A 21,066-nucleotide genomic window follows, 5' to 3' on the forward strand; every position below is an offset into this window, starting at 1 on the left:
TTCAGCGCCGCAGGTACGCGAGGACCGCGAGCACCCGGCGGTTGTCGTCCGCCGACGGCTCGATGCGCAGCTTTCCGAAGATGCTCGCCGTGTGCTTCGCCACCGCGCTCTCGCTGATGTGGAGCGTGGCGGCGACGGCCGCGTTGGAGCGGCCCTCCGCCATCAGCCCCAGGACGTCGTGCTCGCGCGCCGTGAGCGCCGCGGTGGTGCCGCGGGCGTCGCCGCGGGCGAGCAGCCGGGCCACCACCTGCGGGTCGAGGACCGTGCCGCCCGCGGCCACCGTCCGTACCGCGTCCACGAACTGGGCGGTGTGCGTCACCCGGTCCTTCAGGAGGTAGCCGACGCCGCCCTCCCCGCCGGCCAGCAACTCCTGGGCGTACAGCTGGTCGACGTACTGGGAGAGGATCAGGACCGGCAGGCCCGGCCGCTCCCGGCGGGCCTCGAGCGCGGCCCGCAGGCCCTCGTCGGTGAAGTCCGGCGGCAGCCGGACGTCGATCACGGCGACGTCCGGCCGCTCCTCGCGCAGCGCGCGCACGAGCGACGGGCCGTTGTCCACGGCGGCGACGACCTCGCAGCCGTGCTCCTGGAGCGTGCGGGTCAGTCCGTCCCGGAGCAGGAAGAGGTCTTCGGCGAGGACGACGCGCACGGTATCTCCAGGATCGCGAGGGTGGGTCCGCCCGGCGGGCTGTCCAGGGCGAGGGTTCCGTCGAAGGCGCCGAGCCGGCGCCGCACACCGAGCAGCCCGCCGCCCCGGTCCGGGTCCGCGCCGCCGCGCCCGTCGTCCGCGACGCTCACCCGCAGCAGCCCGTCCGCGTGGCCGAGGGCGATGCGCACCTCGCGGGCGCCGGAGTGCTTGGCCGCGTTGGCGAGCAGCTCGGCCACCGCGAAGTACGCGGCCGACTCCACGGCCGCCGGCAGCCGGCCCGGCGCCGGCGCGACCTCCACCTCGACGTCGAGGAAGCTGTCCAGGGCCAGCGAACGCACCGCGTCGCCGAGCCCGCGGTCGGCGAGGACCGGCGGCAGGATGCCGTGCACCAGCTCCCGCAGGTCCTGCAGCGCCCGCTCGGACGCCGCCCGAACCTCCGTGAGCAGCACGCGGGCCGCGGCCGGATCGCTGTCCACGAGCCCGGTCGCCCGCTCCAGGGTCATCCCGAGGGCGACCAGACGCGCCTGCGCCCCGTCATGCAGGTCCCGCTCGATGCGGCGCAGTTCGGCCGCCTGCGTGTCGAGCGCGTCGGCGCGGGTGCCGGTCAGGTGGTCGATCCTGCGGACGAGCTCGGCGCGGTACGGGGCGGACAGTGCCCACCGCGTCCAGCGGGCGTGCCGGTCGAGGGCGAGCGGCGCGAGCCGCAGGGCGCCCGCGATCAGGGCCAGGCCGAGGAGCAGGGCGGCGACGGCGGTGCCGGGGGAGTCGACGCGCACGAAGCCGTACCAGTTGCCGTCCCCCAACTCCCGCCACACGAAGGGCTGGACGAGCGCCCCGAACACCCCGTACCAGAACAGCGAGAGCGGCACGGCGACCAGCAGCCCGCCCGTCACCGGATCCAGCCACGCCCAGCGCAGCTCCCGCCAGAACTCCTCGTCACCGAGGACGGCGCGGGCCGAGCGGGGGAGCGGGCGGGGGAGCGGGCGGGGGCTGGGCGGGCCGGTGGCGGTCCATCGGGCGGTGCGGCTCCGCTGCCGGTCGACGTGGCGGCGCAGGGCCGCCGCGGCCGGCGGCAGCAGCGGGAAGCCGAGGCCGACGGGCAACAGGAGTAGGGCGGCCACGACGAGGCCGCCGTAGAAGGGGAGTGCGAGGGCGCTGAGGGAGGCCAGCTGGCACCGCCCGAGCGCCTCGCCGAGCGACCCGACGAGCGCCGTGCCGATCGCCTTCCCGCGCGCTCTCCCCATCGACCGTTCCCCCATGTCAGAGCGCGCCCCGTCGCGCCGCCGCGATCGTAACGCCCGCCGTTCCGAGCACCCACGGCACCGCGGCGAGCACGCACGCCCCGCCGAAGAGCAGCATCGGCGGCACCGCTCCGGACTCCTCGTCCATGAACAGCAGCATCCCCAGATTGACCAGGGTGTGGAAGCCGCCCGCCAGCGCCAGCCGCCCCGCCCGGATCCGCTCCAGGCCAAGGCCGAGCACCACCGACATCGCCACCGTCGCCACCAGGAACCCGGCCGCGTACGCCGGCGCCTGCGCGAACACCTGCACGTGCCAGACGCCCCACAGCAGCCCCACCACGACGGACGCGGTGAGCGGCCCGAACCGCACGGACAGCAGCGGCTGCAGCCAGCACCGCCAGCCGATCTCCTCCCCGCAGGCCCCGACCAGCTGCGCCACCACGATCAGCGCGAAGGGATGGCCCAGCGAACGCGGATCCGTGACCACCGCGTCGCCGTGCGCCAGACCGTACGCACCCGCGGCGAGCGCGATGATCAGCGGTGCCGTGAGCAAGAGCCACACCGCCGGCCCCGTTCGTACGGGGGCGGTCAGCGTTCCGGCCAGGCGCGCCCTGATCCGCCGCGGCCACAGCAGCGCCACCGTGAGCACCCCGGCCGCCGGTCCGAACTGGGTCAGCTGCACCACCTCGTCCGGAATCCCCGTAGCGGGCTGCACCGCCCCCAGCGCCCCCGCCGCCATGAACGCGACCGCGAGGAACACCCCCGTCTCCGCCTTCCACGCCCGCGCATCCATGCCTCGGCCTCCCTCTCGACGTCTGTCGCCGTCGACTCTGCCGGTGGGCGCGGGCACGGCCAATGCAGCCAGCCGCCGGGCCGGGGTGTACCCAGATGCACCCCTCGCTTCCGGGGCCGGAGCCGGGGCCGGGGTCAGGAGCCCGAGAGCCGGGCCGCGAGGAACCGCGCGGTACGGCTCCCCGCCGCCTCCGCCACCTCGGCCGGCGAACCCTCCGCGACGATCCGTCCGCCCTCCGCGCCACCGCCCGGGCCCATGTCCAGAACCCGGTCCGCGGTCGCGACGACGTCCATGTCGTGCTCGACCACGACCACCGTGTGGCCCGCGTCGACGAGGCCGTGCAGCTGCCGCATCAGCACCTCCACGTCCGCCGGGTGCAGCCCCGTCGTCGGCTCGTCCAGGACGTAGAGGGTGTGCGCGCGGCGCGGCCGCTGGAGTTCGGCGGCCAGCTTGATGCGCTGGGCCTCGCCGCCCGACAGCTCCGTCGCCGGCTGGCCGAGCCGCAGGTAGCCGAGGCCCACGTCGAGCAGCGTGCCCAGACCGCGGGCCGCCGCCGGGGTGTCCGCGAAGAATGCGGCCGCGGCCTCCACGGTGAGGTCGAGCACCTCGGCGATGGTCAGTCCGCGCAGCCGCACCTGGAGCGTCTCCGGGTTGTAGCGGGCACCGCGGCAGTCCGGGCACGGCGCGTACGTGCTCGGCAGGAACAGCAGCTCGACGGAGACGAACCCCTCACCCTGGCAGGTCTCGCAGCGCCCGCCCGTGACGTTGAAGGAGAACCGGCCCGCCTTGTAGCCGCGCGCCCGTGCCTCCTCCGTCTCCGTGAAGAGCTTGCGCACGACGTCGAACAGGCCCGTGTACGTGGCCAGGTTGGAGCGCGGGGTACGGCCGATCGGCTTCTGATCCGCCGTCACGACCCGGGCCACGTCCGCCTGTTCCTCCGCCGCCTCCGTCAGCGCGCCCACCAGCGTCGACTTGCCCGAGCCCGACACGCCCGTGACCGCCGTGAGCACCCCGAGCGGGAACGCGGCGCGCAGGCCGCGCAGGTTGTGCCGGGTGACCGGCCCGAGCCGCAGCCAGCCGGCCGGCTCGCGCACCCCCCGCTCCTCGGGCGCCGTCCGGTCGAACAGGAACCGGCGGGTCGCCGACTCCGCCACCTCCGCGAGGTCTCCCGGCGGGCCGCTGTGCAGCACCCGGCCGCCGTGCCCGCCGGCCCGCGGCCCCACGTCCACCAGCCAGTCGGCCCGCCGCACCACGTCCAGATGGTGCTCCACCACGAACACCGTGTTCCCGGCCGCCTTCAGTCGCTCCAGGACCACGAGCAGCGCCTCGGTGTCGGCGGGGTGCAGCCCGGCGGACGGCTCGTCGAGCACGTACACGACCCCGAAGAGACCGGAACGGAGCTGGGTGGCGAGCCGCAGCCGCTGCAGCTCCCCGCTGGACAGCGTCGGCGTCGCCCGGTCCAGGCTCAGATAGCCGAGCCCCAGCTCGGTCACCGTGCCGATCCGCGCCACCAGGTCCCCGGTGAGCACCCGGGCCGTCTCCGAAACGGCCGAGGCGTCAGCGGTGCCCGGAGCGTCCGAGGACTCCGGGGCGCCTTCCAGCGTCCGCGCCAGCTCGCTCAGGGGCAGCGCCGCGAGCTCGGCGATCGTACGGCCCGCGAACGTCACCGCGAGCGCCTCCGGCCGCAGCCTGCTGCCGCCGCACACCGGGCAGGGCGCGCTGGTGAGGAAACGCTCGGCCTTCGCCCGCAGCGTCGCGCTCTTCGAGTCGGAGAAGGTGTGCATCACATAGCGCCGGGCGCTCATGTACGTGCCCTGGTAGGGCCGTTGGATGCGCCCGGCCTCGCGGACCGGGTGCACCGTCACCACCGGCTGCTCGTCGGTGAAGAGGATCCACTCCCGGTCCTTCGCGTCCAGCTCCCGCCACGGCCGGTCCACGTCGTGGCCGAGGGTGTCCAGGACGTCCCGCAGGTTCTTGCCCTGCCAGGCGCCCGGCCAGGCCGCGATCGCCCCCTCCCGGATCGACAACCCGGGATCCGGCACGAGGAGTTCCTCGCTCGTCTCGTGCACCCGGCCCAGGCCGTGGCACGAAGGGCAGGCCCCGGCGGCGGTGTTGGGGGAGAAGGCGTCGGAATCCAGGCGCTCCGCACCGGGCGGATAGCTGCCCGCGCGGGAGAACAGCATCCGCAGCGAGTTGGACAGTGTCGTCACCGTGCCCACCGAGGAGCGCGCGTTCGGCGCCGCCCGGCGCTGCTCCAGCGAGACCGCCGGCGGCAGCCCCGTGATCTCCCCGACCTTCGGCGCCCCCACCTGGTGGATCAGCCGCCGCGCGTACGGCGCCACCGACTCGAAGTAGCGCCGCTGCGCCTCCGCGTAGATCGTGCCGAAGGCGAGCGACGACTTGCCCGAACCCGACACCCCGGTGAAGACGGTCAGCGCGTCGCGCGGGATGTCGACGTCGACGCTCCGCAGATTGTGCGTGGCCGCGCCCCGCACCCGTACGAACGGGTCCAGGGGTACGGTGGGGCGGGCGGGGAACGGATCGGAGCCGGTGTCGCGCATCCGATGATTCTAGGCCCGGCTTGCCGCGTTTGCCCTGGTCAGCCCCGCGGGCCCCCGAGCGAGAGGTACGAGCGGCGCGCCGATCGCGCAACGTGCGCGGTGCTGGTGGGCGGCCCCTCGTCACCGCTCCGCTCCCCGTCGGCGGGGCGCGCCCGCCCGGCTCTGCACCTCCACCTCGAACCAGACGGCCTTGCCGCTGCCCCGGGGGACACAGCCCCAGGCGTCCGCGAGCCGTCCGAGGAGGTAGAGACCGTGCCCTGAGGGGCGGTCGGCGTGGTGCGGGCCGTGGGGCCGGGGCCGTACCGGGCTGGTGTCGCTGACCTGCACCCACAGCCGGCCGTCGGTGCGGTCGAGCCGCAGTTCGTACGGAACGCCGCCGTGGGTGAAGGCGTTGGTGGCGACCTCGGAGACGAGCAGCAGGACGTCCTCGGCGGCGACCTGCCCGGGCTCCCCGGCGGGCCCGAACCAGTCGCTCAGGGCCCGCCCGGTGAGTTCGCGACACTCGCGCACCACGCCGTCACCGGGAGTCAACTCGTACCGGCGGGAATGGGCGGTCGGGGGCCGCATGCGCGGACTGGTCATGTGCGGCGGCTGCCCCGCCCCGGCCCGGCGAACCCTGCGGGGTGGGAAATCCCGCGGTCCACGTCCGTCCGGAGCGCCGAGCGCGGCGGCGGCGTCCTCGTGCTCCCGGAACCGGTTCCCATGACGCTCACCCGTCTCCTCCCACGCCGCTCCGGGGCCGCCGCGGGATCCGGACGCCGCTGCCGGCGCTCCCTCCCGGTTCAACCGCTCGCGCGCTCGGTCGCCGCGTCGTCCTGGAGCAGAGCGTCCCTGAGTTCGTGGAGGATACGGGTGAGCAGTCGCGAGACGTGCATCTGGGACAGGCCGATCCGGTCGCCTATCTCCGCCTGGGTGAGCTCCTCGCCGAACCGGAGCTCCAGGATGCGCCGGTCGCGGTCGTCGAGCCGGGAGAGCAGCGGCCGCAGCGCCGTCAGCGACTCGATCAGCTCGTACGACGGTTCCGAGCTGGCCAGGTGACGGTCGCCTGCGCTGGGGACGGCGTCCTCGTCGCCGACGGGGACGTCGAGGGACCGGGCCGCGTAGCCGTGCGCGGCGAGCTGGCCCTCGGAGACCTCCGCCTCCGTGAGGTGCAGCTCGGCGGCCAGCTCCGCCCGGGTGGGGCGGCGGCCGAGCCGCTGTTCCAGGCCGTCCGCGGCCTTCGCGAGGTTGATCCGCAGTTCCTGGAGCCGGCGGGGGACCCGTACCGCCCAGCTTGTGTCCCGGAAGAACCGTTTCATCTCGCCGACGATCGTCGGCAGGGCGAAGGCGGAGAAGTCGACGGCGCGGTCGGGGTCGAACCGGTTGATCGCCTTGATCAGGCCGATCGTGCCGACCTGGACGATGTCCTCGACGGGCTCGGCGCGGTTGCGGAACCTTCGGGCGGCGAACTTGACGAGGCTGAGGTTGAGCTCGACCAGCGTGTTGCGGACGTAGGCGTACTCGGGAGTGCCCTCCTCCAGGGCCCGCAGCCGGGCAAACAGCGCGACGGACAGGGTCCGGGAGTCGTCCGTGGAGGCGGCGCTGGGACGCACCGGCTCTGGCAGCCCGCCCAGGGCCCGGCGGCGGGTCACCGCCTCGACGCCGGCTGCCCCCGCCGTCCTGCTCCCGGGGTGCGGGTCGGTGGCGGTAGTGGAGGGCGAGCGTTCACGGGCGGTGAACATAAGGGCTCCATCGGTGGTGGCGAGGGGCCTGCGTCACGGTCATGGAGGCGGCGGCGGGTCCGTCGGGCGGATGTTCGTTGACTTGAAGATGCCCGCTTTGTGGCCGTTTGACGCGAATATCAGGAGATGTCATGTAATTGCGACGCGGTCGCGTCGGCCCGGAGGGCCAGGAAAGGGTGTTCGCGGCGGACGGGGCCTGACCCCGCGGCGCGCTTCATGGCGGCGGCGCGATCAGCTGTTCGTGGTGGCGGCGGCCAGAGAGTCGACCACCTCGATGAGCCGGCCATGGCGGTGGAAGACGGCACGCTGCCGTGCGGCGCCGCCGCCGTCCGTACGGATCCGCTGCCACTGCTCGTAGGCCCAGGCGGTGTCGCCTGTCAGGTCGAGGCCCGGCCGGGCCTCGGCGATCAGCGTGTCCACCAGATCCGCGGCCGGCCGCTCCCGGCCGTCCGCCGGATCCAGACCCGTCCCCGTGAGGCCCCGGGCGGCCGCGAGCCGATGGGCCCGGAGCAGCCAGGAGCCGGGGACCCGGGGCGGAGGGACCGAGGCGTGGACGCGGCTCAGCAGGGTGGTGGCGAGTCCGCGCATCAGGATCGCGAGCAGTACCACGGTGTCGAGTTCGGCGTTGGCGTCGGCGATCCGGATCTCCAGGGTCGGCACGTGCTCCGAGGGCCGGGCGTGCCAGTACACCATGCGGTTGTCGAGGATCGTCCCGTCCCTGACCAGGCGCTCCACATGCGCGAGGTACTGGGGCTCGTCGTCCAGGACCGGCGTCGGTCCGACGGTCGGCCATCGCGCGTGCTCGACGGCGCGCCAGCTCTGGTAGCCGGTGTCGTGCCGGCGGGCGTAGGGCGAGTTCCCCGCCAGTGCCTGAAGCACGGGCAGCCACGGCCGCATGTGCTGGGCGAGCGCCAGGGCGCGTTCGCGGTCGAACGTACCGAGGTGGACGTGGCAGCCGCAGACGAGCCCGTCCTCGCGGGCGACTCCGTTCTCCCGAGTGAGCAGGGACGCGAAGCGGCCGGCCATCAGCCGGTACCGCGCACTGTCCGTCACCGTCAGCGTCTCCTCGGGCGGCAGGACGGGAGTGCCGCAGGCGACCGGCACACAGTGCGCCTCACGGGCGGCCGCGCCCACCTCCGCCCGGAGGCGGGCGAGTTCGTCGTGGAGGTCCCCGCGGCTCGCCGTGGCCCGGGTACAGATCTCGATCTGCGCCTCGAAGAGCTCGGTCTGCACCTGATCGCCGAGCCTCTGGCCCGCGCGCCGGATGACCTGCGGGGCGCGGTTGACCGGGGCCCGCGTCGTCAGGTCGACCAGGACGAATTCTTCCTCGACTCCCATGGTCAGGATCTCCATCACCGACTCCTCGCGTCGGCGCGCGTCTACCCGCCCCTCGTCCCTCCATGCCGGGCCCGGACCGACACGGGCCGGCCACGGTCCGGTCTCCCGGCCGCGACCGCGAGCGGTGCCGTCGAGGGGAGGCCGCATACGGCAACCCGCCGTGGGCAGTCGCCGGTGAGGACCGGCCGGAGAGAGCCGGTTCCCACAGCGCCCCGACCAGGCGAAGGAGGCCTGACCATGAGCAAGGTGGAGCAGACGATCGACGTGGACGTGCCGCTGAGGAGCGCGTACGACCAGTGGACGCAGTTAGAGGAGTTCCCGAGGTTCATGGAGGGCGTCGAGGACGTCCGGCAGATCGACGACCGGCACTGCCACTGGCGGACGAAGGTGGCCGGTGTCCGGCGGGAGTTCGACACCGAGATCGTCGACCAGCTTCCGGACGAGCGCATCGCGTGGCGCACGACGGGAGGCGACGTACGGCAGAAGGGCGTCGTCAGCTTCCAGCCCCTGGACGAGCAGCACACCCGGGTGCGGCTCGCGATGGACGTGGAGCCCGACGGCATGGCTCAGAAGGCCGCCGACGCGATGGGGATGCTCGACCGCAGGGTCAAGGGCGACCTCAGGCGCTTCAAGGGATACATCGAGGACCGTGCGGACGCGACCGGTGGCTGGCGCGGCCGGATCCGCCCCGAGGACGCCGACGCGGCCCCGGGCAGGCCCATGGGGAGCCCCGCCAAGGGACCCGACACGATGAGGGAGGCGCCGGGGCCGGTGGAGACGCCGGGGCCGAGGGGCCCGGCCCGGGGGACCCAGTCGTGGCCCCTGCCGCCCGACGACCCGGGCATGCGCTGACCGATTCCTCCTCGTGCCCGGGCCCGGTGGCCGGCCCCGGAGCCGGCCACTCGGCCGCATCCCACCCGTTTCCGCCACGGAGCCGCAACGCGGACTCCTCGTCGCCGTGCGCGTTCCCCCGCCGGGCGGAGACGACCCCGCTCCCCGCCCTCCGCGACCTCAAGGAGCCCGGACATGGACCGCGCCGCACTCTTCGACATCGACGGAACGCTCGTCGACACCAACCACCTGCACGTCGTCGCCTGGTGGGAGGCCTTCCGGCAGGGCGGCCACCAGGTGCCGACCCACGCCGTGCACCGAGCCCTGGGCCTGCCGGGGGAGCGGCTCATCGACCATCTGCTCGGCCCGTCCCGCGACCGGGAGGAGGACGCCCGTCTCAGTGCCGCGCACGACACGCTCTACGGCACCTTCTTCCCACGCCTGCAGGCCTTCGACATGGCCGGCGAGCTGCTGCGGACGCTCGCGGACGACGGCTGGAAGATCGTCCTGGTCACCTCGGCCAAGGACCGTGAGCTGACCGCCCTGCTCCGGGCCCTGGACGCCGACGACGCCCTCACGGACACCGCCACCTCCGACGACGTGGAGGAGGGCAAGCCGGCCCCCGACCCGCTCCGGCACGCCCTGTCGCTCGTCGGCGTGCCCGAGGACCGGGCCGTGTTCGTCGGCGACAGCGTCTGGGACATGAAGGCCGCACACCGCGCCCGCGTGGTGTCCGCCGGGCTGCTGTCCGGCGGCATCCCGCGTGCCGACCTCACCGAGGCGGGCGCGGCGGCCGTGTTCGACGACCCCGCCGACCTCCTCGCCCGTCTGGGCACCAGCCCGTTCACGGGTCCGGCCTGAGCGGACGTTCGTCTGCCGAAGTGGCCTTCGGGCACCGCACCTGCCAGAGCGGGCCCGCTGAGCTCGGAAGGGCGTCATGACCGCGACGAGACCCGCCCCGTACCGGAGGTGTCGGCCATGACCGGCCTCGACGGCTTCACCGACGTACTCGACTACCCGATGTTCGTGGTCACGGCGGCGGCCGACGGCGAGCGGGGCGGCTGCCTCGTGGGCTTCGCGTCGCAGTGCTCGATCGACCCTCCGCGCTTCATGGCGTGGGTGTCCACCGCCAACCACACGTACCGCGTCGCGCGCCGTGCCTCCCACCTCGCCGTCCACGCCCTCGGCCGCGAACAGAAGCCGCTCGCCGCGCTGTTCGGGGGCCGGACCGGGGACGACACCGACAAGTTCGGCCGGGTGGCCTGGCGGCCGGGGGAGGGCGGAGCGCCGGTCCTGGAGGACTGTTGTGCCTGGTTCGTGGGGCGGGTCGAAGGCCGCGTCGGCGGCGGTGACCACGTCGGTTTCCTGCTCGCACCCGTCACGCACAGCCCGCCCGGACCGGTCCGCCCGCCGCTGCTCCGGTTCGCCGACGTGGTGGACCTCTCACCCGGCCACCCGGCCTGACGGCCCTCGCGGATCGTGCCGGGGCCGCGGGGCGGGGGTTTCAGCCGGGCGCCAGCGGTTAGCCGCGCAACGAGGTCGCCCGGGGCCCGAGACGCCATGACCGCGCAGGGAAGGAGTCGCGTGATGAAGGTTTCCGACTACGTGCTGGAGCGGCTGCGGGACTGGGAGGTGGAGTACGTCTTCGCCTATCCCGGTGACGGCATCAACGGATTGCTGGCGGCCTGGGGGCGTGCGGAGGACCGGCCGCGCTTCGTCCAGGCGCGGCACGAGGAGATGGCGGCGTTCGAGGCGGTCGGGTACGCGAAGTTCTCCGGACGGACCGGGGTGTGTGCGGCGACGTCGGGACCGGGGGCGATCCACCTGCTGAACGGCCTGTACGACGCGAAGCTCGACCACGTGCCCGTCGTGGCGATCGTCGGTCAGACCGACCGCAGTGCGATGGGAGGTTCGTACCAGCAGGAGGTCGATCTGGCCGCCCTGTACAAGGACGTCGCCTCGGAGTTCTGCGAGGTGGTCACCGTACCCGCGCAGCTGCCGAACGTACTGGACCGGGCCATGCGCACGGCCGCCACCCGGCGCACGGTCACCGCGGTGATCATCCCTGCCGACGTGCAGGAACTGGACTACGAACCTCCGGCGCACGCCTTCAAGCAGGTCCCGTCGAGCCTGGGCACTCCCCGCTACACGCCGGTCCCGGCCGAGGAGGACCTGGAGAGGGCGGCCGAGGTCCTCAACGCCGGTGAGAGGGTGGCCATGCTCATCGGGCAGGGCGCGCGGAGCGCCCGCGCCGAGGTCGAACGGGCGGCCGAGCTGCTCGGCGCGGGCGTGGCGAAGGCGCTGCTCGGCAAGGACGCGCTGCCCGACACGCTCCCGTACGTCACGGGATCGATCGGTCTCCTCGGAACCCGTCCCTCCTACGAGATGATGCGGGACTGCGACACGCTGCTCGTGGTCGGCTCCAGCTTCCCCTACACCCAGTTCCTGCCCGGGTTCGACCAGGCCAGGGCGGTGCAGATCGACGTCGACCCGTTCATGGTGGGCCTGCGTTACCCGTTCGAGGTGAACCTGGTCGGTGACGCCGGAGAGACGCTCCGCCGGTTGCTGCCGCTGCTCGAACCCAAGAAGGACGGCACGTGGCGCAAGACGATCGAGGACAACACCGCACGCTGGTGGGAGGTGATGGAACGGCGCGCCGAGGTGTCCGCGGACCCGGTCAACCCCGAGCACGTCGTCCACGCCCTGGACGCGCTGCTGCCCGAGAACGCGATCATCGCCGCGGACTCCGGCTCGGCGGCGAACTGGTACGCCCGCCACCTCCGGATGCGCGGTGCCATGCGGGGCTCGCTTTCGGGCACCCTGGCGACCATGGGGCCGGGAGTGCCGTACGTGATCGGCGCGAAGTTCGCCCACCCCGACCGGCCCGGCATCGCGATCGTCGGCGACGGCGCCATGCAGATGAACGGCCTCGCGGAACTGATCACCGCCGCGAAGTACCACCGCGAGTGGTCCGATCCGCGCCTCGTCGTCGCGGTGCTCAACAACCAGGACCTCAACCAGGTGACCTGGGAGATGCGCGCGATGCAGGGATCCCCTCAGTTCGAGCCCTCGCAGGGCCTGCCCGATGTGCCCTACGCCGACATCGCGCAGCTGCTGGGTCTGCACGGTGTGCGGGTGGAGCGCCCGGAGCACGTGGAGACGGCGTGGCGTCAGGCCCTGGCCGCGGACCGGCCGTTCGTCATCGATTTCCGCACGGATCCGGCGGTGCCCCCGATCCCTCCCCACGCCGACTGGGACCAGATCAAGGCCGCGGCCTCCTCGGTGCTGAAGGGCGACAGCGACCGGAAGTCCGTCGTCCGGCAGGGCCTGAAGGCGAAGATCCAGGAGTTCCTGCCCGGCGGACGGAGCTGAGCGATGACCACCGGCCGGCGCGTCGACCTCGTCGCCCTGGAGCGGGCACTGCGCGGTGAGGTGGACGGTGAGGTGCGCTTCGATCCGGGCAGCCGTGCGGCCTACGCGACCGACGGGTCCAACTACCGTCAGGTCCCGCTCGGCGTGGTCGTGCCGCGCACGGTGGAGGCCGGGGCCGCCGCGGTCGCCGTGTGCGCCCGGTTCGGCGCGCCGGTCCTGTCGCGCGGGGGCGGGACCAGCCTCGGGGGGCAGTGCACCAACGAGGCGGTGGTCCTCGACTGGACGAAGTACTGCGACCGGCTGGTGTCCGTGGATCCGCGGGCCCGGACCTGCGTGGTGGAGCCGGGCATCGTCCTGGACGAACTGAACCGGCGACTCGCCCCGCACCGGCTGAGGTTCGGACCGAAGCCGTCCACGCACAGCCACTGCTCGCTGGGCGGGATGATCGGCAACAACAGCTGCGGGGCCTCCGCCCAGGCCTATGGGAAGACCGTCGACAACGTCCGCCGGCTGGACGTGCTCACCTATGACGGGACCAGGTTCTGGGCCGGCCGCACGGAACCGGAGGAGTTCGCGCGGATCATGGCGGAGGGCGGGAACCGCGCCCGGCTCTACCAGGGCCTGAAGGACATCACCGGGCGCTGTCTGGCCGAGATCCGCCAGGGCTATCCGAAGATCCCCCGACGGGTCTCCGGATACAACCTCGACTCGCTCCTGCCGGAGAACCGCTTCGACGTGGCCAGGGCGCTCGTGGGCAGCGAAGGCACCCTGGTGACCGTGCTCCGGGCCGAGCTGGAGCTGGTCGACGTGCCGGCCGCCGAAGCCCTGCTGGTCCTCGGCTTCGACGACATCTACGCCGCCGCCGACGCCGTGCCCGCCCTCCTCGAACACAGCAGCCCCACCCAGCTGGAGGCCGTCGACGGGCGCATGGCGCAGCTCATGCGCGAGGAGCACGCCTACCTGGACAGCCTGGAGCGGCTGCCCGAGGGCGACAGCTGGCTGATGGTCCAGTTCACCGGCGACACCAGGGAACAGGCCGACGCGCAGGCGTACGAGCTGCTCTCGTCGCTCGGTCGCGACGAGGACGACCCGCGCGTGGCCCTGTCCGACGACCCGGCACGGGAGCGGGAGATGCTCAAGGCCCGGGAGGCGGGCCTCGGAGTGACCGCCCGCCCGCCGGACGGATCCGAGACGTGGGAGGGCTGGGAGGACTCCGCGGTGGCCCCGGAGCACCTCGGCGCCTACCTGCGGGACCTGGAACGGCTCTTCCGCCGGTACGGCTACCAGCAGGCCTCCCTGTACGGTCACTTCGGCCAGGGGTGTGTGCACACCCGGATCCCTTTCGAACTGCGCGAGGGCAGGGGCGTCGAGGCGTTCCGCGCGTTCCTGATCGACGCGGCCGACCTGGTGGTCTCCTACGGCGGTTCGCTGTCGGGCGAGCACGGCGACGGGCAGGCCCGCGGCGAACTGCTTCCGCGCATGTTCACCCCCGCCCTGATGCGGGCGATGAGCGAGGTCAAGGAGCTGTTCGACCCCGGCGACCGGATGAACCCCGGCAAGGTCGTCCACCCCCGCCCCGTCGAAGAGAACCTGCGGCTGGGCCCCGCCTGGCGGCCCGAGCCGCGGCACACGTACTTCGCGTATCCCGATGACGACGGCGACTTCGGCCGGGCGGTCCAGCGGTGCGTGGGCATCGGCAACTGCCGTACCCATCAGGGCGGAGTCATGTGCCCCTCCTACCGGGCCACCCGGGAGGAGGAGCACTCCACCCGCGGGCGGGCGCGGCTGCTCTTCGAGATGCTCGGCGGCCACGACGACTCCCCGGTCACCCGCGGCTGGCGCTCTCCCGAGGTCCGGGACGCCCTGGACCTGTGCCTGGCCTGCAAGGGCTGCGCGACCGACTGTCCGGTGGGCGTCGACATGGCCACGTACAAGGCCGAGTTCCTCGCCCACCACTACAAGCGCAGGCCACGCCCTGCGGCCCACTACGCCCTGGGCTGGCTGCCGCTGTGGGCGCGGCTGGCCCGCACCGCACCCGAACTGGCGAACGCCGCCCTGCACGCCCCCGGTCCGGCCCGGGCCGGGAAGCTGCTGGCCGGGATCGACCCGCGCCGCGACGCCCCCCTCTTCGCCGCCCGGTCGTTCCAGGAGACGTGGCTGCGATCGGGCCGTGCGCAGCCCGATCCGCGCGACGCGCGCACCGTGCTGATCTGGCCGGACACGTTCACCAACCACTTCCACCCGCACATCGCCGCCGCCGCGGTCCGCGTTCTGGAGGACGCCGGGTTCCGCGTGGCGGTGCCGCCCGGCCCGGTGTGCTGCGGTCTCACCTGGATCTCCACCGGCCAGCTCGCCATCGCCCGGCGCGTCCTGAGGCGGACCACGCGGGCGCTGCGGCCGTGGCTGGAGGCGGGCACGCCGATCATCGGCCTCGAACCGTCGTGCACGGGGGTCTTCCGGGCCGACGCCCCGAACCTGCTCGCCGGCGACCAGGACGTCGTCCGCCTCGCGGCGCAGACCCGGACGTTCGCCGAGCACCTCGTCGGGCAGGCCCCCGAGGGCTGGCGGCCGCCCAGGATCAGCCGGGCGGCGACCGTGCAGACCCACTGCCATCAGCACGCCGTCCTCGGCACCTCGCCCGACGTCGAACTGATGCGCAGGGCCGGGCTGGACGCGCGCGTGCTCGACGAGGGCTGCTGCGGCCTGGCCGGCGACTTCGGATTCGAACGGGGCCACTACGACCTGTCGCTCGCCATCGGCGAGCAGGGCGTGCTGCCCGCCGTGCGCGAGACCGCGCCCAGCGCCCTCGTCCTGGCCGACGGATTCAGCTGCCGCACGCAGATCGAACAGGCCGGGACCGGCCGGCGAGCCCTGCACCTGGCCGAGGCCCTCGCCCTGGCCATGGACGGACCGCCGCCCGCCGACCACCCCGAGAAGGCGGTCCCGCGCCCCGGCCTCCGACCGGTGCCTCCCCGCCTGCTGTCCGCGGGCCTCGCCGGCGCCGCGGCCGGCCTGGCCGCGGCCGCGGGCACCGCCGCCGTCCGCCACCACCGACGGACCCGGCGGGGCGCGACCCGACGGGGTGCGGCATGACCACCACCGGTGCCCCGACCGTCGAGAGCCTGAGCACGCACGTCCTCGAGTTCCCGACCGACACCCCCGAGGCGGACGGCACCTTCGCCTGGGACCTGACGACGATGGTCCTCGTCGAGGCCCGCGGCGGCGGTGCGACGGGCCTGGGGTACACCTACGGAGACCGGGCCACCGCAGGCGTCGTCACCGGACTCCTCCAGGACGCGGTCGTCGGGCGGCCGGTCCTCGACGTCCCGGCGGCGAACGAGGCCATGAACCGGGCGGTGCGCAACGCCGGCCGGCCGGGGCTGATCGCCGGTGCCGTCTCGGCGATCGACATCGCCCTGTGGGACCTCAAGGCGCGCCTGCTGGAACTGCCGCTGGCGGACCTGTTCGGCAGATCCCGGAGCGACGTGCCCGTCTACGGCAGCGGCGGCTTCACCACGTACACCGATGGGCGGCTCGCTGAGCAGCTCGAAGGGTGGGCGGACCAGGGCATCAGCCGCTTCAAGATCAAGATCGGTGAGGAGTGGGGGACCCGGGAGCGGCGCGACCTGGAACGCGTCGAGCGGGCCAGGACGCTGCTCGGCGCCGAGCCCGAGCTGTACGTGGACGCGAACGGGGCCTACACCCGCAAGCAGGCGGCCCGGATCGGACGGGCGCTGGCCGACGCGGGCGTGAGCTGGTTCGAGGAGCCCGTCTCCTCCGACGACCTCGTCGGCCTCGCCCAGCTCCGCCACACGGTCACGGCCGACGTCGCCGCGGGCGAGTACGGCTACGACCTGTCCTACTTCGCCCGCATGATCCCGGCGGTCGACTGCCTGCAGGCCGACGTCACCCGCTGCGGCGGCATCACCGTGTGGCTGCGCGCGGCCGCCCTCGCCGAGGCCCACGGCCTGCAGCTCTCCGGCCACTGCGCCCCGCACGTCCACGCGCACGCCGCCGCCGCCGTGCCGAACCTGCGCCACCTGGAGTGGTTCCACGACCACGTCCGCATCGAGAACCTGCTCTTCGACGGGACCCTCGACCCGTCCGGCGGCACCCTCCGGCCGGGCCTGAGCGGAGAGCCGGGCCTGGGCCTGGCGATTCGCCCCGATGTCGCGGACCGGCACCGTGCCCGCGGATAGCCGGCCTCTCGCCCCGTGCGACGCATCCGCACGGGCCACCCCGGAACGGAGCCGCCGATGACACCGCCCGCCGCCGGCCGACCCGACCCGCACGCCCTGCGGGACTACGCCCTGGTCGCGGACGGGGAGCGCGGCGCCCTGGTCGGGCCACGCGGCGACATCGTGTGGATGTGCGCGCCCGCCTGGGACGACGACGCCGTCTTCGCCGCGCTCATCGGCGGCGACGGATGGTACGGCGTCACCCCCGAGGGCCCGTTCGTATGGGGCGGCTACTACGAGCCGGGCAGCCTCATATGGCGCAGCCGCTGGATCACCACGGGCGGCGTCGTCGAGTGCCGCGAAGCCCTGGCCCATCCCGGTGACCCCCACCGCGCGGTCGTGCTGCGCCGGATCCTCGCCGTCGACGGCCAAGCCCGCCTGCGGGTGACGCTGAACCTGGCGGCCCGCTTCGGAAGGTCACGGCTGCGTGAGGTGCGTCGCGACGGACAGGGACGCTGGACCGGCCGCGCGGGAGACCTCCGGGTGCGCTTCAGCGGCGCACCGGACGCCCGCCTCGACGACGGACTGCACACCACCGTCACGCTGGAGGCGGGCCGGCACCACGACCTCGTCCTGGAGGTCTCCGACGCGCCGCTGCCGGCACCGGAGAGCGCGGAGGTGCTGTGGCGGTCCACCGAGGCGTCGTGGGCCGGATGCGTGCCCGACCTGACAGGCACGCTGAGCGGGCGCGACGCCCGGCACGCGTACGCGGTCATGACCGGCCTGACCTCACCGGCGGGCGGCACGGTCGCGGCGGCCACGACCAGCCTGCCCGAACGGGCCGAGCAAGGCCGCAACTACGACTACCGGTACGTGTGGATCAGGGACCAGGCCTTCGTCGGCCAGGCCGTCGCCGCGACCGGCGGACAGCGGCTGCTGGACGACTCGGTGCGCTTCGTGGCCGCCCGCCTCCTGGAGCACGGCCCCCGACTCGCCCCCGCCTACACCACCACCGGACGAGCGGTGCCCGACCAGCGCACCCTGGACCTGCCGGGCTACCCCGGCGGCTTCGACGTCGTCGGAAACCACGTCAACCGCCAGTTCCAGCTCGACGTGTTCGGGGAGGCGCTGCTCCTCCTGGCCGCGGGCGCCCGCCACGACCGTCTCGACGCGGACGGCTGGCGCGCGGCGCTCACCGCGGCCGACGCGATCGCCGCCCGGCGCCGGGAACCGGACGCCGGGATCTGGGAGCTCCACGACGACCACTGGGCGCACAGCCGTCTGGCGTGCGCGGCCGGACTCCGGGCGATCGCCGCCGTGGCACCCCGGGCGGACGGAGGGCGCGCCGCCGGCTGGGAGGCGCTCGCGGACACGATCGTCTCCGACACCTCCGCCACGTGCCTGCACCCCACGGGACGGTGGCAGCGTTCCCCCACCGACGGTGGAGTCGACGCGGCCCTGCTCCTGCCCGCCCTCCGCGGCGCCCTGACGGCCGACGACCCCCGCACCGTCGCCACCCTGCGCGCCGTGCGCGCCGATCTCGGCCGCGACCACTACGTCTACCGGTTCCGCCACGACCAGCGGCCCCTGGAGGACGCCGAAGGCGCGTTCCTGCTGTGCGGTTTCGCCCTGGCGATGGCCGAGCACAGCCGGCACGACGACATCGAGGCGGTGCGCTGGTTCGAACGGAACCGCGCCGCCTGCGGTCCGCCGGGCCTGTACGCGGAGGAGTACGACGTCGCCCAGCGCCAGCTGCGCGGCAACCTTCCGCAGACCTTCGTCCACGCGCTGATGCTCGAGGCGGCCGCCCGGCTCGCGAGGTGATTCCCACGAGCGGGCGGGGGTAGCCGCACCGAGGGGCAGGGGGCGATGACGAGAGGAGCGAACCGCGATGACGGAGTACGGCTACTTCCTGTCGTGTGAGGAGTTCACCCCGGACGAGCTGATCGACCAGGCTCGCCGGGCCCGGCAGGCCGGGTTCACGAGACTGGCGATCTCCGACCACTTCCACCCCTGGAACGACGCCCAGGGCAACAGCGCGTTCGTGTGGTCGGTGATCGGCGCGCTGTCCCGGACGGTGGACCTGCCCGTCACCACACTGGTGACCTGTCCGACGGTGCGCCTCCACCCCGCGGTCACGGCGCAGGCCGCCGCCACGTCCAGCGTCCTCCTCGGCGAGCGCTTCGCCCTGGGAGTGGGGACCGGAGAAGCGTTGAACGAGCACGTGCACGGCGATGCGTGGCCGTCCTTCGACCAGCGGGCCGAGATGCTGGAGGAGGCCGTCGAGGTGATGCGCAAGCTGTTCACCGGCGATCTCGTCAGCCATCGCGGCCGGTACTACACCGTCGACAACGCCCGCCTCTACACGGCTCCCGAAGGCCCTCTGCCGGTCTACGTGTCCGCGTTCGGCCCGAAGGCCGCGGAGCTGGCGGGCCGGATCGGCGACGGCTTCGTCACCATGGCACCCGACTCCGACCTGGTGGGTGCCTTCCGCGAGAACGGCGGCGCGGGCAAGAAGGTGGTGGGCGGAGTGAAGGTGTGCTGGAGCGGCGACCGGGACAAAGCCGTCGACCTGGTCCACCGGCTGTGGCCGACCGAGCTGCTGCCGGGCGAGCTCGCCCAGCTCCTCCCCACGCCGGCCCATTTCGAGCAGGCGAGCGAGCTCGTCACCCGGGAGGCGGTCGCCGACGCGGTGACCTGCGGCGACGACGTCGACGAGCACGTGGAGACCCTGCGTGCCTACGCGCGGGCCGGATTCGACGAGGTCTACGTCGGCCAGATCGGTCCCGACCAGGAGGCCTTCTTCGACGCGTACCAGGAGCGCGTCCTGGCCGCCCTGCGGCACTGAGTCCGCTTCCCCTCCCGCACGGCCACGGCCGTTTGCGACACGGGATCGCGGAAAGCAGGACGGATATGGACGAGGAGGGAACCATGCCGCGAACCGTCGTGATCAGCGGAGCCAGCGGCGGCATCGGGCGCGCCTGCGCGGTGGCGTTCGCCGCCCGCGGCGACCGGCTGGCACTGATCGCCCGGGGGCGGGCCGGTCTCGACGGCGCGCAGCGCGACGCCGAGCGGGCGGGCGCCGCCGAGGTGATCACCATCCCGGCGGACGTCGCCGACGCGCGGGCCGTGGAGCAGGCAGCCGGCCGGGCGGAGGAGGAGCTCGGTCCGATCGACGTATGGGTCAACGACGCGTTCGCCTCGGTCTTCGCCCCCTTCACCGAGATCAGCGCGGAGGAGTTCCTCCGGGTCACCGAGGTCAGCTACCTCGGTTACGTCTACGCCACCCGGGCCGCCCTCCAGCGGATGCTGCCGCGCGATGCGGGCGTGATCGTGCAGGTCGGATCGGCGATCGCCTACCGGGGGATACCGCTGCAGACCGCGTACAGCGGCGCCAAGCACGCCATCCAGGGCTGGCACGAGGCCCTGCGCTGCGAACTCCTGGCCTCCGGCACCCGCGTGCGCACCACCATGGTCCAGATGCCCGCGGTGAACACCCCGCAGTTCGACTGGGTCCGCTCGCACCTCTCGGAGGGGGCGCAGCCGGTACCGCCGATCTACCAGCCCGAGGTCGCCGCCCGCGCCGTGCTGTACGCGGCCGACCACCCCCGGCGCCGCGAGTACTGGGTCGGTGGCAGCACCGTGGCCACCCTGCTGGCGAACGCCGTCGTGCCCGGGCTGCTGGACCGCTACCTCGCCCGGACCGGGTTCGACGCCCAGCAGGACGGGCGGCGGCGCTCGCCCGGAGACCCGGACAACCTGTTCGCCCCGGCCGACGAGGACGAGGACTTCGGTGCGCACGGCCGCTTCGACGACCGGGCTCGCCGGCGCAGCCGCCAGCAGCAGGCCGCGCACGCCCTCGGCGCCCTCGCCGGACGGGTGGCGGCGGTCCTGTCCGCCTCCCGCGGCGGCTGCGCGTCGTGGAGGTGGGGGACGCGAGCCACGCGACCGTACGTGAGGAAGGTGTGACCATGAGCCGAGGACCGACGCTCGCACGACAGCGGTGGTACCGCGAAGGGGAGCGGGTCCCGTTGACCGCGGGCACCGTGCCGGTGCCGCCCGACCCCGACACCGTGCCGGTGCCCCCGCCCGCACCGCCCCGGCCACCGGGCCCACCGGATCCGGGCGTGCCTCCGGCGCCGCCCGGAAGGCCCGAGCCCGGGCCGCCCGGGCCGCCGGATCCAGGGGCGCCCGAGCCCGAGCCCCCGAATCCCGGGCCGCCCGCCCCCGGGGAACCCGGTCCGCCGGAGCCACCCGACTGACGGTCCGCCGCGCCGCGCGGGTGACCCTCGACGCGCCACCCGTACCGGCGCGCGCGAGGGCGGCGACCAGGCTCACGGGCCACGGAGGGCCGGGTCGCGGGACGGAACGCGCCCGGAGTCGTA

At 74.0% G+C, this 21,066-nt stretch carries 15 protein-coding genes and 1 pseudogene; 9 read left to right on the plus strand and 7 right to left on the minus strand.

Annotation, left to right across the window (positions count from 1 at the left end):
* Position 1 precedes the first annotated feature (1 nt).
* The 7 genes from ACFYU9_RS01510 to ACFYU9_RS01540 all read right to left on the minus strand — a co-directional run bounded on the left by ACFYU9_RS01510 (position 2) and on the right by ACFYU9_RS01540 (position 8,315).
* Positions 2–646, minus strand: a complete 645-nt coding sequence (locus tag ACFYU9_RS01510) for a response regulator (protein ID WP_389209788.1) — start codon at positions 644–646, stop codon at positions 2–4.
* Complete coding sequence (locus ACFYU9_RS01515) at positions 598–1,890, minus strand: sensor histidine kinase (RefSeq protein ID WP_389341308.1); 1,293 nt, start codon at positions 1,888–1,890, stop codon at positions 598–600. Before ACFYU9_RS01515 ends, ACFYU9_RS01510 begins: the two co-directional genes overlap by 49 nt.
* 16 nt (positions 1,891–1,906) lie before the next feature.
* Positions 1,907–2,680: a CPBP family intramembrane glutamic endopeptidase gene (locus ACFYU9_RS01520; RefSeq protein WP_389341311.1), complete on the minus strand. Its 774-nt coding sequence runs from the start codon at positions 2,678–2,680 to the stop codon at positions 1,907–1,909.
* A gap of 134 nt (positions 2,681–2,814) precedes the next feature.
* Complete coding sequence (locus ACFYU9_RS01525) at positions 2,815–5,241, minus strand: ATP-binding cassette domain-containing protein (protein ID WP_389341314.1); 2,427 nt, start codon at positions 5,239–5,241, stop codon at positions 2,815–2,817.
* 120 nt (positions 5,242–5,361) lie between these two features.
* The gene (locus ACFYU9_RS01530; RefSeq protein WP_389209796.1) at positions 5,362–5,823 is read right to left on the minus strand and encodes an ATP-binding protein; all 462 of its coding nucleotides are present in this window, start codon (positions 5,821–5,823) and stop codon (positions 5,362–5,364) included.
* Between the two features lie 200 nt (positions 5,824–6,023).
* Positions 6,024–6,962, minus strand: a complete 939-nt coding sequence (locus tag ACFYU9_RS01535) for a SigB/SigF/SigG family RNA polymerase sigma factor (RefSeq protein ID WP_389341317.1) — start codon at positions 6,960–6,962, stop codon at positions 6,024–6,026.
* Between the two features lie 231 nt (positions 6,963–7,193).
* Positions 7,194–8,315 (minus strand): glutamate--cysteine ligase, encoded by a 1,122-nt coding sequence (locus ACFYU9_RS01540; RefSeq protein ID WP_389341320.1) that lies wholly within the window; start codon positions 8,313–8,315, stop codon positions 7,194–7,196.
* A 222-nt stretch (positions 8,316–8,537) separates the two neighbouring features.
* Here ACFYU9_RS01540 and ACFYU9_RS01545 point away from each other — a divergent pair.
* From ACFYU9_RS01545 to ACFYU9_RS01585, 9 genes and pseudogenes are all read left to right on the plus strand, one after another.
* Positions 8,538–8,996: pseudogene (locus ACFYU9_RS01545) on the plus strand (SRPBCC family protein); the annotation flags it as partial.
* A gap of 330 nt (positions 8,997–9,326) precedes the next feature.
* The gene (locus tag ACFYU9_RS01550; RefSeq protein ID WP_389209802.1) at positions 9,327–9,992 is read left to right on the plus strand and encodes an HAD family hydrolase; all 666 of its coding nucleotides are present in this window, start codon (positions 9,327–9,329) and stop codon (positions 9,990–9,992) included.
* A gap of 117 nt (positions 9,993–10,109) precedes the next feature.
* Complete coding sequence (locus ACFYU9_RS01555; RefSeq protein ID WP_389341323.1) at positions 10,110–10,595, plus strand: flavin reductase family protein; 486 nt, start codon at positions 10,110–10,112, stop codon at positions 10,593–10,595.
* Positions 10,596–10,718: 123 nt separating this feature from the next.
* Positions 10,719–12,503 carry a thiamine pyrophosphate-requiring protein gene (locus tag ACFYU9_RS01560; protein ID WP_389341325.1) on the plus strand — a complete coding sequence of 595 codons (1,785 nt, stop codon included), beginning with the start codon at positions 10,719–10,721 and terminating at the stop codon, positions 12,501–12,503.
* Positions 12,504–12,506: 3 nt separating this feature from the next.
* A complete protein-coding gene (locus ACFYU9_RS01565; RefSeq protein ID WP_389341327.1) occupies positions 12,507–15,596 on the plus strand; it encodes an FAD-binding and (Fe-S)-binding domain-containing protein in 3,090 nt (1,029 codons plus the stop codon).
* Positions 15,593–16,702 (plus strand): enolase C-terminal domain-like protein, encoded by a 1,110-nt coding sequence (locus ACFYU9_RS01570; protein WP_389341330.1) that lies wholly within the window; start codon positions 15,593–15,595, stop codon positions 16,700–16,702. Before ACFYU9_RS01565 ends, ACFYU9_RS01570 begins: the two co-directional genes overlap by 4 nt.
* Positions 16,703–16,759: 57 nt before the next feature.
* Entirely contained in the window at positions 16,760–18,505 is a 1,746-nt protein-coding gene (locus ACFYU9_RS01575; RefSeq protein WP_389341333.1) for a glycoside hydrolase family 15 protein, read from the plus strand.
* A gap of 67 nt (positions 18,506–18,572) precedes the next feature.
* Positions 18,573–19,529 carry a TIGR03557 family F420-dependent LLM class oxidoreductase gene (locus ACFYU9_RS01580; RefSeq protein WP_389209813.1) on the plus strand — a complete coding sequence of 319 codons (957 nt, stop codon included), beginning with the start codon at positions 18,573–18,575 and terminating at the stop codon, positions 19,527–19,529.
* Positions 19,530–19,612: 83 nt separating this feature from the next.
* Entirely contained in the window at positions 19,613–20,650 is a 1,038-nt protein-coding gene (locus ACFYU9_RS01585) for an SDR family oxidoreductase (protein ID WP_389341336.1), read from the plus strand.
* Positions 20,651–21,066 lie beyond the last annotated feature (416 nt).

Origin of the sequence: Streptomyces sp. NPDC004327 (assembly GCF_042873935.1) — a bacterium.
Taxonomy (GTDB): Bacteria; Actinomycetota; Actinomycetes; order Streptomycetales; family Streptomycetaceae; genus Streptomyces.